Source organism: Pseudonocardia sp. EC080619-01 (assembly GCF_001420995.1).
Lineage (GTDB): Bacteria > Actinomycetota > Actinomycetes > Mycobacteriales > Pseudonocardiaceae > Pseudonocardia.
The window spans coordinates 6086923-6100232 of the sequence record NZ_CP012184.1; the positions used below are offsets into that span (position 1 = coordinate 6086923).

Annotated in this window: 8 protein-coding genes; 7 read left to right on the top strand and 1 reads right to left on the bottom strand. The window is 75.7% G+C overall.

The features are described from left to right. Window positions 1-16: 16 nt before the first annotated feature. Window positions 17-1966, bottom strand: a complete 1950-nt coding sequence (locus AD017_RS27990; protein ID WP_082538322.1) for a methylmalonyl-CoA mutase family protein — start codon at window positions 1964-1966, stop codon at window positions 17-19. 199 nt (window positions 1967-2165) lie between these two features. On the opposite strand from AD017_RS27990, the gene AD017_RS27995 reads away from it, so the two are divergent. The 7 genes from AD017_RS27995 (at window position 2166) to AD017_RS28025 (ending at window position 13308) form a co-directional block, all read left to right on the top strand. After that, on the top strand, window positions 2166-2771 hold the full coding sequence (locus tag AD017_RS27995) for a sulfite oxidase-like oxidoreductase (RefSeq protein WP_029239249.1): 606 nt from the start codon (window positions 2166-2168) through the stop codon (window positions 2769-2771). An 8-nt stretch (window positions 2772-2779) separates the two neighbouring features. Next, the gene (locus tag AD017_RS28000) at window positions 2780-3517 is read left to right on the top strand and encodes an FAD-binding oxidoreductase (RefSeq protein ID WP_060576115.1); all 738 of its coding nucleotides are present in this window, start codon (window positions 2780-2782) and stop codon (window positions 3515-3517) included. A 209-nt stretch (window positions 3518-3726) separates the two neighbouring features. Next, a complete protein-coding gene (locus AD017_RS28005) occupies window positions 3727-8226 on the top strand; it encodes a Pls/PosA family non-ribosomal peptide synthetase (RefSeq protein ID WP_227012618.1) in 4500 nt (1499 codons plus the stop codon). Continuing rightward, window positions 8223-8921: a BPL-N domain-containing protein gene (locus AD017_RS28010; RefSeq protein ID WP_227012619.1), complete on the top strand. Its 699-nt coding sequence runs from the start codon at window positions 8223-8225 to the stop codon at window positions 8919-8921. Before AD017_RS28005 ends, AD017_RS28010 begins: the two co-directional genes overlap by 4 nt. Continuing rightward, window positions 8918-10282 (top strand): heparan-alpha-glucosaminide N-acetyltransferase domain-containing protein, encoded by a 1365-nt coding sequence (locus tag AD017_RS28015; RefSeq protein ID WP_060576116.1) that lies wholly within the window; start codon window positions 8918-8920, stop codon window positions 10280-10282. The genes AD017_RS28010 and AD017_RS28015 overlap by 4 nt, the downstream gene beginning before the upstream one ends. A 10-nt stretch (window positions 10283-10292) precedes the next feature. Further along, on the top strand, window positions 10293-11756 hold the full coding sequence (locus AD017_RS28020) for a M1 family metallopeptidase (RefSeq protein WP_145982584.1): 1464 nt from the start codon (window positions 10293-10295) through the stop codon (window positions 11754-11756). Between the two features lie 94 nt (window positions 11757-11850). Beyond that, the gene (locus tag AD017_RS28025) at window positions 11851-13308 is read left to right on the top strand and encodes a cytochrome ubiquinol oxidase subunit I (RefSeq protein WP_010224871.1); all 1458 of its coding nucleotides are present in this window, start codon (window positions 11851-11853) and stop codon (window positions 13306-13308) included. The last annotated feature ends 2 nt before the right edge of the window (window positions 13309-13310 follow it).

A 13310-nucleotide genomic window follows, 5' to 3' on the forward strand; every position in this document is an offset into this window, starting at 1 on the left:
AAGTCGGGAATCTGCGTCACTTCGATCCCTCCAGGGCGGTACCGGTGCGCGCTTCCAGCGCGCTGAACACGTCGTCGATCACGGCGAGGGCGTCGCAGCCGGCGAACAGGTACCCGTCGACACCGGGCACGTCGTCCTTCGGCTTCCCCGCCAGCAGGATGCGGGTCGCGCCGGCCTCGCGCAGCGCGGCGGCCGTCGCGCCGGCGCGCTCGTCGTAGAGCGCGTCCGACGAGCAGAGCACGGCGACCGTGGTCCCGGCCCCGCGGAACGCGTCGGCGACGTCCTGCACGGACTCGGTCGGGCCGGCCTCGGTGGCGTCGATCCCGCCCGCGGCGAGCAGATTGCGGGTGAACCCGGCGCGGGCCGTGTAGGTGGCCAGCGGGCCCAGCGTCGCCAGGAACGCGGTGGGACGGCTGCCGGTCGCCTCCAGCACGGCGTCCGAGCGGTCGCGGTGGACCTCGTAGGCCTCGGCGGGCCGGTAGAGCGGAAGTCCCCCGCGCCGCACCGGCTCGGGCAGCGGTGTCCGTTCGACCGGGCGCTCGTGGAGGTCCGGGAACTCCGAGACGCCGGTCAGCGGGACCTTGCGGCGGGCGACGTCGGTCTCCCGGCGGGCCCGCACCTGCGCCACCTTCTCCTCGACGAGGCCGGAGTCCAGCGCGGCGACGGCCCCGCCGGCGGCCTCGATCTCCTGGAAGAAGGCCCAGGCGGCGGCGGCGAGGTCCTCGGTCAGGTGCTCCACGTACCAGGAGCCGCCTGCCGGGTCGATCACCCGGGCCAGGTGCGACTCCTCGATCAGCAGGCTCTGGGTGTTGCGCGCGATCCGGCGGGAGAACGGCTCGGCCGCACCGAGCGCGGCGTCGAACGGCGGCACGGTGACCGCGTCGGCGCCGCCGACACCCGCCGCGAACCCCGCGACGGTGCCGCGCAGCATGTTCACCCACGGGTCGCGGCGGGAGAACGACGCCTCCGACACCACGGCGTGCTGGCGCTGGGCGACCTCGGTGGTGCCGCTGGCCTCCAGCACCCGCGACCACAGCCGGCGCGCGGCGCGCAGCTTCGCGATCGTCGGGAACTGCTCGGGGGTGGCGGCGTAGCGGAACTCCAGCACCCGGGCCGCGGCGGCGACGTCGAGCCCGGCCGCGGTGAGGGTCCGCAGGTAGGCGACGCCGGCCGCGAGCGACCAGCCCAGCTCCTGGCCGTCGGAGCCGCCCGCCTCGCGGACCACGGTCGCGTCGACGGTGACCGCGGCGACCTTCGGGAACGACTCCGCGACCCGCCGGGCCGGCTCGACGACCGTCTCCGGCTCGCCCGCCGCACCGGCGGCGGACCCGGCGCGGGCGCGCAGCCCGATCGGGTCGACGCCGAGCGAGCCGAGCAGGTCGGCGTCCTCGACGCCGTTCCGGGCGGCCAGGTCGAGGTAGGCGTGCGCGGCGGGGACGGCGTCGGTGCCGGCGTCCAGCGCGACCGCGGCGAGGTCCAGGTAGACCCCGTCGAGGGTGCGCGCGAGGTCCGCGACCGGGACACCGCCCTCGCCGACCCGCAGCCAGATCGAGTTGACGCCGCACTCCAGGTCGGCGAGCAGGGCCTCGCGGACGGCGGCGGGGTCGGTGCCCGCGTGCCGCTGCCGGATGTCCCAGCCCTCGGGCACGTGACCGTCGGTCAGGGCGCCGCGGGTGAAGGGCCACGAGCCCGGGACGCCGGTCTCCGGCAGGCCCTCGACGTCCTCGGCGGCGTAGAGCGGCGCGACCCGGAAGCCGTCGGCCGAGGTCCGGGTGAGGGTGTCCACCCCGGCCCCGGGCTCGGCGTCGTCGGTGATGCGGCCCGACTTGCGCACCACGCCGTCCGCGGCCGCCGTCCACTGCTCGCGGGTGACCGGGTCGAAGCCCCCTGCCAGGACGAGCTCGTCCGGCTCCACCGGGGCGTCCGTGTCAGGTGCGCCGACCGCTCCGCGGTCGCTGTCCGTCATCCGCTCAGTATCTCCTCACCGGCCCGCGGGGCGGCCTCGTTGCCCGCCGGGGCGACGCCGTCGCGGCGTCACCGAAGTCGTCGGGAGTGTAGTGACGGGCCGGCACCGTGCGGTCTCAGGTGTGGCGAGGCGCGCACGGGCTGTGACGCAACCGACCGCCGGCGGGAACAACCGGCCCTCCGGGTGCATTGTCGTCGTCATGCCCCGTGTGACCCGTGGCTTCGTCGGCCGCCGCCCCCGCGACTCCCGGCTGCCGCCCGGCCAGTACGACGCCGGTGACCAGTGGCCGGTGCTCACCGCCGAGCGGGCGCCGCACCTCGACACCGACCGGTGGACGTTCCGGATCGAGGGGCTCGTCGAGCGCGAGGTCGAGTGGACCTGGGACGAGATCGGCGCGCTGCCCCGGGAACGGTGGGACGGCGACATCCACTGCGTCACGACGTGGAGCAAGTTCGGGATGCGCTGGTCGGGCATCCCGGTCGACGACCTGCTCGAGGCGGCGGGCCCGCTGCCGCGGGCCCGGTTCGTCGTCGCGCACTCGCACTCCGGCTACACGACCAACCTGCCGCTGGCCGACGTCACCGGCGGGCGGGCGTGGCTGGCGTTCGACGCCCAGGGCGGGCCCCTGACCCGGGAGCACGGCGGCCCGGCCCGGCTGCTGGTCCCGCACCTGTACTTCTGGAAGAGCGTCAAGTGGGTGGCGGGGCTGCGGGTGCTCGCCGAGGACGAGCCGGGGTTCTGGGAGCGCAACGGCTACCACGACCGCGGCGACCCGTGGCGCGAGCAGCGGTTCCAGGGGGACTGAGGGCACCGATGAGCACGGACCCGGGCACCCGCCCGACGACACCGCGCCGCACCCTGCGCTGGCAGGCCGCCACCGTCCTGGGGATCCGGGACGAGGCCCCGGCGGTCCGGACCTTCACCCTCGGCCTGGAGGAGCCCGCCCACCACCTGCCGGGCCAGTACTACGTCCTGCGGCTCACCGCCGAGGACGGCTACACCGCCCAGCGGTCGTACTCGGTCGCCTCCGCCCCGGACGGGCGCCCCGAGATCGACCTGACCGTCGAGCGCCTCGACGACGGCGAGGTCTCGGAGTTCCTGCACGACGTCGTCGTCCCCGGGGACGTGCTGGAGGTGCGCGGCCCCGTCGGCGGCTGGTTCGCCTGGACCGGGGACTCCCCCGCGCTGCTGGTCGGCGGCGGGTCCGGGCAGGTCCCGCTCACCGCGATGCTGCGGCACGCCCGCGCCGCCGGACGTCCCGACCTGGTGCGGATGATCCTGTCCGTGCGGACCCCGAGCGACCTCTACTACGGCGACGAACTCCACGTGCCGCAGGTGACGCCGGTGTTCACCCGCACCGCGCCGGACGGTTCGGCCCGCCCGGCGGGCCGGCTCGTACTCGACGACGTCGCACCGCTCGTCCGCGGCGGGGAGACCGCCTACGTGTGCGGCTCCCCCGCGTTCGCCGACGCCGCCGCGGCGCTGCTGGCCGAGGCCGGCGTGCCCGACGACGCGATCCGGATCGAGCAGTTCGGCCCCACCGGCAGCTGATCCGTCCCGGACCTGGCACTCCCCCGGGTAGCCGACCGGCGGCACCCACACAGCGGGCAGACCGCTCCCCATGCTCACGCAACGTGATTGAGATAGGTCACCTCGAACGCTGTCGGCGTAACACGATCGGGTTTCCGGACCGACGTACCGGGAGCACCACGGCCTCGTGACCGGAGCGCTCCCCAGCAGCTCCCCCAAGGAGAATGACCTTGACGTTGTCCCCGCCCCGGGCGGGCACCGAGACACGCCCGGCTCCGGCCGGACCGCCCCACCCCGATCGGCTGCACCGCTTCTTCGAGGCGTCGGTGGCCCGCCGCCCCGACGCCGTCGCCCTCCAGGACGGCGCCCTGGAGCTGACCTACGCCGAGCTCGACGCCCGTGCGGCGCAGCTCGCCCGGTACCTGGCGCGGGGTGCCGGGCCGGGGCGCCGGGTCGGGATCCTGCTGCACCGCAGCTGGCGGACCTACGCGGTGCTCCTCGCCGTGCTGAAGACCGGTGCGGCGTTCGTGCCGATCGACCCGGCCGCGCCCGCCGACCGGGTCGTCTACATCCGTGACGACGCCGGGCTCGACCTGCTCGTCACCACCTCGGACCTCGCCGAGGAGCTGCCCCGCGACCGGGTCGTGCCGCTGGACCTGTGCGCCGCCGAGGTCGCCGCGCTGCCGCGGCACCCGCTCGAGCCCGTCCGGCCCGGCGCGGACCCGCTCGCGTACATCATCTACACCTCGGGCTCCAGCGGCCGCCCCAAGGGCGTCGCCGTCGCGCACCCCAGCATCTGCAACTTCGTGCACGTCATCACCCAGGTGTACGACGTCCGCCCGCACGACCGCGTCTACCAGGGCATGACGATCTCGTTCGACTTCTCCATCGAGGAGATCTGGACGACCTTCGCCGCCGGCGCGACCCTCGTCGTGGGGCCCACCGACTCCCGCCGGATCGGCGCCGAGCTGGGCGACTTCCTCGCCGACACCGGCGTCACCGTGATGTGCTGCGTCCCCACGCTGCTCGCCACGATCCCGCGCGAGCTGCCCGCGCTGCGGACCCTGCTCGTCGGTGGCGAGGCGTGCCCGGCCGGGCTGGTCGAGCGCTGGGCGCGGCCGGGCCGCCGGATGCTCAACACCTACGGCCCGACCGAGGCGACCGTCACCGCGACCTGGGGCGAGCTGGTGCCCGGCCGCGCGGTCACCATCGGCCGACCGGTGCCCACCTACTCGGTGGTGATCCTCGACGACGCCCTGCGCGAGGTCCCCCGCGGCGAGGTCGGCGAGATCTGCATCGGCGGACCGGGCGTCGCCGTCGGGTACGTGAACCTGCCGGAGAAGACCGCCGACCGGTTCGTCCGGCACCCCGCGGCACCGCCGAACGGCGACGGCCGCCTCTACCGCACCGGCGACCTCGGCCGCATCGACGACCACGGCGAGATCGTCTACCTGGGCCGGGCCGACGACGAGGTCAAGATCCGCGGCCACCGGGTGGACCTCGGCGAGATCGAGAGCGTCGCCCTGGAGCGCGCCGACGTCGAGAGCGCCGTCGCGGCCCTGACGAAGCCCGGGGACGGCACCGGCGAGGAGCTCGTCGTCCACGTCGTGCCCGCGGCCGGGCCGGGCGGGCCGGTGGACCGAGCAGCCCTGCACGAGCTGCTCCGGACCCGGCTGCCCGAGTACATGGTCCCCGGGTACCTGGAGGTGCTCGACCGGCTGCCGATGATGCCCAGCGGCAAGGTCGACCGGCCGAAGCTGCCCGCACCGTCCGGGCCGCGGATCGTCGTGACGGACGGGCCGGTGGTCGACCCCGCGACGGAGCTGGAGACCCGGGTCCGGTCGGTGCTCGCCGAGGCGCTGTCGCTGGAACCGCACCTGGTCTCGGTCACCGCCGACTTCTTCGACGAGCTCGGCGGCCACTCGCTCCTCGCCGCCCGCGTCGTCACCCTGCTGCGGGAGCGCGGCGTCGGGCGCAGCCCGGCCGTGCGCGACCTCTACGAGAACCCGGACGCCCGCGCGCTGGCCGCCGCGCTCGACCCGGACGCCGGCACCGGCACCGGGGGCACGCCCGGCTCGGTCCCGCCGCCGCCGCGCCCGGAGCCGCTGCGGCACTCGCGGCGCCGCTACTCCGCCGCCGGTGCCGCGCAGGCCGGGTCCCTGTTCGTGCTCATGCTGGTGATGACGCTGCCGGCCGCCGGGGTCTACGCCTGGCACGGCGGCCGCGTCGCCCCGGACGTGCTGGCCCAGCTCGCGCTCGGCGCCACCGCGGTCTTCCTGCTGCAGCGCTGGCTGCTGGCGCCGCTCGCGGTGCGGGCGCTGAGCGCGGGCGTCCGTCCCGGGCGCTACCCGATGTGGGGGCGGGTGCACCTGCGGTTGTGGGCGGCGGACCTGCTGCTGTCGATGTCCCCGCTGCCGGTGCTCTCCGGTGGCCCGCTCGCGCCCGGCTACCTGCGGATGCTCGGGGCCCGCGCGGGCCGCGACGTCCACCTGGGCAGCTCGGTGCTGTCGCTGCCGCGGATGCTGCACCTCGGCCACGGCGCCACCGTCGGGCACAGCGCGGCGCTGCGCCCGTGGACGGCCGCGGACGGCTGGATCACCGTCGCCCCGATCATGATCGGCGAGGGCGCCCACGTCGGGGCCGGCTCGGTCGTCGAACCGGGCGCGGTCATCGGTGCCGACGCCGTCCTGGGCGAGCAGTCGGCGGTGGCGGCCGACCAGCTGGTCCCGCCCGGCGAGCACTGGGCCGGGTCGCCCTCGGCGCCGGACGCGGCCGACGCCGCCGTCGCCGAGCTGTCCGAGCGCGGGCCCGCACCGGCGTGGACCCGGGCGCAGATGGCCGCCGCGGCCGCCGGTGTCGCCGCCCTCGAACTGGTCGCGCTGGCGTCGCTCGTCCCGGCGGTGCTGCTGGTGTGGACGTCGCTGCTGTTCTTCGGCGACGGCCCCGCGCTGGCCGTCGCGGTCGCCGTCGGCCCGGTGTTCGTGGTGACCGTCTGCGTGCTCGTCGCGCTCGGCCGCCGGATCGTCCGGCCCCGCACCGGGCCGGGCGTGTTCCCCGCGCGGTCCGCGCTGGGACTGCGCAAGTGGTTCGGCGACAAGCTGCTCGAGATGAGCCTGGCCTACACCAACTCGCTGTACTCCACGCTCTACACGGTCGGCTGGCTGCGGCTGCTCGGCGCCCGGATCGAGCGCGGCGCCGAGGTCTCCACGGCATCGCACATCGACCCCGAGATGCTCACGATCGCGCAGGGCTCGTTCGTCGCCGACATGGCCAGCGTCGGCAGCGCCACCTTCCACAACGGCTGGATGGTCCGCCGTCCGACGCTGGTGGGCCGGCGGGCGTTCGTCGGGAACGCCGCCGTCGTCCCGGCCGGGTCGGAACTGGGCGACGAGTCGCTGGTCGGGGTCGCCACGGTGCCGCCGACGTCCGGCGTCCCGCGTGACACCACCTGGCTCGGGTCCCCCGCGATGCACCTACCGGTCCGGCAGGACTCCGGCGACCACCCCGAGAGCATGACGTTCGCGCCGTCGCGGCGGCGGGTCGCGGAGCGGCTCGGGATCGAGTTCCTGCGTGCCACGCTGCCCGCGTCGGCGATCTCCGTGTCGCTCTACCTGTTCCTGCAGGGCCTGTCCGACGTCGCACGGACCGCCCCGGCGTGGGCGGTGGTGCTCGCGGCGCCCGCTCTCGCGCTCGGCACCGCGCTGCTGCTGGTGCTGCTGGTCGCGGCCGTGAAGTGGCTGGTCGTCGGCACCTACCGGCCGCGCCGGGAACCGCTGTGGAGCCGGTTCGTGCGCCGCTCGGAGTTCGTCACCGGCCTCTACGAGGCGTCCGCGGTCCCCGGGCTGCTGACGATGCTGTCCGGGACCCCGCTGCTGCCCCCGATGCTGCGGCTGCTCGGCGCCCGGATCGGGCGGCGGACGTGCGTGTCGACCACCTACCTCACCGAGTTCGACCTCGTGGTGATCGGCGACGACGCCGTGGTCGGCCGGGACGTCTCCCTGCAGACCCACCTGTTCGAGGACCGGGTCATGAAGATGTCGACGGTCACCGTCGGCCCCGGCGCCTCGGTCGGCGACCGCGCGATCGTGCTCTACGACGCCGTCGTCGGCGCCGGGACCCGGCTGGACCCGCTGTCGCTGGTGATGAAGGGCGAGCACCTGCCCGACGGCACGCGCTGGCGCGGCATCACCGCGCAGGCCGTGCTCGACGCGCCGGCGGAGCCGCTCCCCGCCCTCCCGGCGCCGGACCCGGAGCGGACCACCCGGATCGCCCCCGTCACCGACCACGCCGACCCGGAGCGGACGACCGCGCTCGCGCGGGTCGGCGGGGCACCCGACCCGGGCCGCACGGTGCGGCTCCGTTCGGTGCAGGCGGCCCGGTCGGCGCCGCGGCGGTCGGGTGGCGACACCGTGCGCCGGGCCCCGGCCGTCCCGGCCGCGCGCCGGCCCGAGGAGGCACCCGCGGAGGCACCCGTGGAGGCGACGGCCCGGCAGGCGCCCGTCGTCCCCGCAACGTCCGGTCCGGGGCCGCAGCGGGTCCCGGTCCCGGCTCCACGGCACGCGAGCCGGTCCGGCCCTCCGGCCCCGGCCTCCCGGCCCGCCCCGCCGGCGGCGCCCGGTCCGCGGCGTCCCGGTGCCGGGCAGGGCCGGCACCGCCGGGGCCCCGCGCAGGAGGCCTCCCGGCCGTCGCCGGGACCGGCGGGCGACCGCCCCGGGCCGGACCCGCGGTGAGGCTGCGCGACCTGGTCGGCGGCCCACGGCGGCCCTCCGGTGACCGGCCCCTCGCGCTGGTCTACCGCGGCCGGGCGAGCGTGCCCGGCTGCCCGGAGTCGGTGGCGGCGCTGCTGGCGTCGTCCCGGCACGGGTTCGACGTCCGGTTCGTCGGCCGCCGCGAGGACCTCCCCCTGACCGCGGAGACCCTGGCCGGCGCCGCCCTGTACGCCCAGCCCGGCGGCGGGACGCTCGACGCGGCCTGGCGCCGGATGCGCAGCGCCCGCGGCCCGGTCCGCAAGTTCGTCGCGGGCGGGGGCCGCTACCTGGGCTTCTGCCTCGGCGCGTACCTGGCCGGGGCGACACCGGGCTTCGGGCTGCTGCCCGGGGACACCGACCGGTGGATCGGCCGGCCCGGCGCCACCGTCGGCCACGACGGCGACGCCGTCGTCCGGGTCGACTGGCGCGGCCGCGACCGGGCGCTCTACTTCCAGGACGGGCCCCGCTTCCTGCTCGACGCGGACGCCGGCGGCACCGTGCTGGCCCGCTACCCCGACCACGAGGTCGCCGCCGCCGTGACGCCGTTCGGCGCCGGCCGGGTCGGCGTCGTCGGCCCGCACCCCGAGGCGGGGCCCGACTGGTTCGACGACGCCGGGCTCCCCCGCACCGACGCGCGCGACCTCGGCCTGCAACTGATCGACGAGGTGATGGCGTGACCCGACCGACCCCCGACGCCGAACGGACCGTCCCGGCACTGCAGCCGGTCCGGCTGCCGGAGCAGCGCGCGGTCCCCGCCCCACGGCCGCGACCGGACCGGGCACCGGACGGGAACCGGTCCGGGAACCGGCTGATCGGCGTCGACGCCGCCCGTGGTGTCGCGCTGCTGGGGATCGTCGCGGTGCACGCTCTCGTCGAGACCACCGACGACGGCGTCCCCACCCCCAGCTACCTGATCTTCGGCGGCCGGTCCGCGGCGTTGTTCGCACTGCTCGCGGGGGTGTCGTTCGCGTTCCTGACCGCGCGGGCCCGGGTCCGACCCGGACCGGACCTGGCGGCGGCCGCGGCGTCGCTCGCCACCCGCGCGGGGATGCTGATGCTGGTCGGGCTGGCGCTGAGCTGGACCGACCCGACGATCGCCGCGCTGATCCTGCCGTACTACGCGGTGGCGTTCCTGCTGGCGATCCCGCTGGTCGCCGTCCCGACGCGGGTGCTCGCGCCGCTCGCGGTGCTGCTCTGTGCCGGGGTGCCGGTGCTGTCGCACCTGGTGCGGCCTGCGCTTCCCGATCCGTCGCTGGCGAACCCGTCGCTCGTCGAGATCGTCACCGACCCGGGCGGGGTGCTGTCCGAGCTGGCCGTGACCGGGGCCTACCCCGCGGTGCTGTGGGTGTCGTACATGGCGGTGGGGATCGTCGTCGGGCGGCTGCGGCTGTCGTCGCCGCGCACGGCGCTCGCGCTGCTCGGCGGGGGCACCGCCGTCGCCGTCGTCGCGACCGTGACGTCGATGTGGCTGCTCGGCCCGGGCGGCGGGTACGCCGCCATCGCCGCGGCGAGCCCGCCCGCGCTGCCGGCGTCCGCCCCGACGATCGCCGACGCCGTCGCCGGCTACCCCGACGGCGTCACCCCCACCACCACCTGGTGGTGGCTGGCGACGGTCGCCCCGCACTCCGGCACGCCGCTGGACGTGCTGCAGACCGCGGGCTCCGCGCTCGCGGTACTGGGGGCGGCGCTGCTGCTCGCGGGTGCCACGCACCGGGTGGTCGCACCGGTCGCCGGCGTCCTCGTCCGCCCGCTCGCCGCGGCCGGGTCGATGACGCTGACCTTCTACGTCGCCTCGATCCTGTTCATGAACTCCCCGCTGGACGTGTTCGACCCGGTCGAGGGCTACCTGTGGCAGATCGGCGTCGCCCTGGCCGCCGGGACGGCGTGGCGCCGCGCGGTCGGCCGCGGGCCGCTGGAGACGCTGGTCTCCGCACCCGCGCACGCCGTGCGCGACCGGGTCCGGGCCCGTACCCGCGATCGGGTGGCACCCGCCGGTGCGCCGCGCTCGCCGATCGCTGCGGGCCGCGACCGCCGGTAGCCTCGCGTCCATGATCGACCTCACCCGGCGGTACCGCGGTCTCGCCGGGGTGGCGGTCGTCCTGGCGGTCGTCGGCGGCTGCGCGGCCGGTGTCCCGGACACCGACCGGGCGGCCCCGGCGCCCGACCGTCCGGTCGTCGACGCCACCCTGGACATGGCACCCGACCTGTCGTCGGCGACCGGCACCCAGACCGTCCGCTTCACCCCGGACACCCGGGTCTGCGAGCTGGTGTTCCGGCTCTGGGCGAACCGGCCGACCGCCTCCGAGGACGGCACGTCGTCGGAGGTCACCCGGGCGTCGGTCGGCGGGACGCCGGTCACCCCGCGGGTCGAGCAGGCGGGCGCCCCGGACGGTGCGCCCGGCACCCTGGTCGAGCTGCCGCTGCCGTCGTGCGCCGAGGCGGGCACCCCGGTGACGGCCGATCTCGGCTTCCGGCTCACGCTCGGCGCGGACTCCGCCGAGCGGATCGGGTACTCGCCGAGCGCCGGGACGGCCTGGCTCGGCAGCCCGCTGCCGGTGCTCGACCACGTCCGGGGCCGCGGCTGGGTGCGCGAGCCGGCACTGGACATCTCCGGCGAGACGGTCGTGTCGGAGGACGTCCGGCTGAACTCGCTGGCCGTCACCTCGGGCGACGACCAGCAGGTCGCGGGCGTCGGCACCCCGACCGGGAGCAGCCCGGCGGCCCCGGGCCGCACGACCCGCACCTTCACCGCCGACGCGATCCGCGACGTCGCGATCGCGGTGGGCGCCTACCGGATCACCGAGACGACGGTCGGCGGCACCCGGGTGCACGTCGCGCTCCCGGCGGCCGGCCGCGCCGGCGCCGGTGACGGTGAGAGCGGCGGCAGCGAGCAGGGTGGCGATCTCCGCGGGTCCGCCTCGGACTGGTCGGAGAGCGTCGCCGACAACCTGACCCGGCTCGAACAGCTCCTTGGCCCGCACCCGTATCCGGACCTGTGGGTGACGATCGTCCCCACCCAGAGCGACGGCGTCGAGTTCCCGACGCACGTCCAGTTCGGGGACGTCTCGAACGGCACCCGCCCGTCGCTGGTGGCCCACGAGCTCGCGCACATGTGGTTCTACGCGCTGGTCGGCAACGACCAGGCCCGCGACCCGTGGCTCGACGAGTCGTTCGCGACCTGGGCCCAGGCGATCGTCTCCGACCAGTTCGACTACTACCGCCTCGACAAGTACTCGGCCGGGTCGGACGGGCGGATCGGCGACCCGATGCGGGTGTGGGACCGCCGCGGCGGGTTCGACGGCTACGTCACCGGCGTCTACGACCAGGGCGCCGCCGCCCTGCTGGAGGGCCGCCGCCGGGTCGGAGCGGAGCGGTTCGACGAGGCGGTCCGCGGCTACCTCGACGCGAACGCGCACCGGGTCGCCGGGCCCGCCGACGTCGAGCGCGCGTTCGCCGGCCTGCCACCGGTGCTCGACGTCCTCCGCGAGCACGGAGCCTTCACGCAGTCCTGAGTGGCGGGCCCCACCCCGGCCCCGGCCCCCGTCGATCTTCTACTTACGGTAGAACTACTACTGAACGTAGAACTTCGCGGAGGACGGGGCCGGAATGGACGCGCTCGACCTGGCACGCTGGCAGTTCGGGATCACGACGATCTACCACTTCCTGTTCGTCCCGCTGACGATCGGCCTGTCGGTGATCGTCGCCTCACTGCAGACCGCGTGGTTCCGCACGGGCCGGACCGAGTACCTGCGCGCGACGAAGTTCTTCGGGAAGCTCTTCCTGATCAACTTCGCGATGGGTGTGGTCACCGGCATCGTGCAGGAGTTCCAGTTCGGGATGAACTGGAGCACCTACTCGACCTTCGTCGGCGACGTCTTCGGGGCGCCGCTCGCGATGGAGGCGCTGATCGCGTTCTTCCTGGAGTCGACCTTCATCGGGCTCTGGATCTTCGGCTGGGACCGGCTCCGGAAGGGCGTCCACCTGGCCTGCATCTGGGCCGCCGCGCTCGGGTCGAACCTGTCGGCGTACTTCATCCTCGCCGCGAACGCCTGGATGCGGAACCCGGTCGGCTACGAGGTCGACCCCGCCACCGGCCGCGCCCGGCTCACCGACATCGGCGCCGTCCTGGCCAACCCGCAGGCGTGGTCGACGTACTTCCACGTCGTCGCCGCGGCGTTCGTCATCGCCGGGCTGTTCGTGGCCGCCGTGAGCGCCTGGAAGCTGATGCGGGAGCGGTGGCCGCGGACCGGTGACGCGGTCCCCCACGGCTCCGAGCACGAGCTGTTCCGGAAGAGCCTGCGGGCCGGCCTGCTGGTCACCCTGATCGCCGGCGCGCTCGTCGTCGCCTCCGGGGACCACCAGGCCAAGCTCGCCGCGACCTACGAGCCGATGAAGCTCGCCTCGGCCGAGGCGCTGTGGCAGACCGAGGGCTCCGCCGGGTTCTCGCTGTTCGCGGTCGGCGACATCCAGGGCAGCCGCAACCACATCAACGTCCAGATCCCGGGCGTGCTCAGCTTCCTCGCCACCGGCGACCCCTGGGGGCCGGTGCAGGGCATCGAGAACGTCCAGGCCCAGTACGAGGCCCTCTACGGCCCCGGCGACTACCGGCCGAACATCGCGGTCCTCTACTGGTCGTTCCGCATGATGATGGGGCTCGGGCTGGCCGGCGTCGCCGTCGCGGCGGCGGGACTGTGGCTGACCCGCCGCGGACGACTGCCCCGGCACCGCTGGATGTACCGCGTCGTCGTCGCGGCGCTGCCGGCCGCGCTGGCCGGGAACATCTTCGGCTGGATCCTCACCGAGATGGGCCGCCAGCCGTGGACCGTGCACGGCGAGCTGCTGACCGCGGCGAGCGTGTCGCCCGGGGTGAGCCTCGGGCAGGTGGCGTTCTCGCTGGCCGCGTTCACGCTGCTCTACGGCGTCCTCGCCGTCGTCGAGGTGGGGCTGCTGTTCCGCTACGTGAAGGCGGGCCCGGCCGCCGCGATGCCCTACCCCGACCCCCCGGAGCCCGACGGCCCCACCGCCGCACCCGGCGAGCGCCGCGACCCGGCGTTCAGCTACTGAGG

Coding starts and splice junctions, on each gene's coding strand:
- AD017_RS27990 (WP_082538322.1), bottom strand. CDS start 1,966: ATGACGGACAGCGACCGCGGAGCGGTCGGCGCACCTGACACGGACGCC.
- AD017_RS27995 (WP_029239249.1), top strand. CDS start 2,166: ATGCCCCGTGTGACCCGTGGCTTCGTCGGCCGCCGCCCCCGCGACTCC.
- AD017_RS28000 (WP_060576115.1), top strand. CDS start 2,780: ATGAGCACGGACCCGGGCACCCGCCCGACGACACCGCGCCGCACCCTG.
- AD017_RS28020 (WP_145982584.1), top strand. CDS start 10,293: ATGATCGACCTCACCCGGCGGTACCGCGGTCTCGCCGGGGTGGCGGTC.
- AD017_RS28025 (WP_010224871.1), top strand. CDS start 11,851: ATGGACGCGCTCGACCTGGCACGCTGGCAGTTCGGGATCACGACGATC.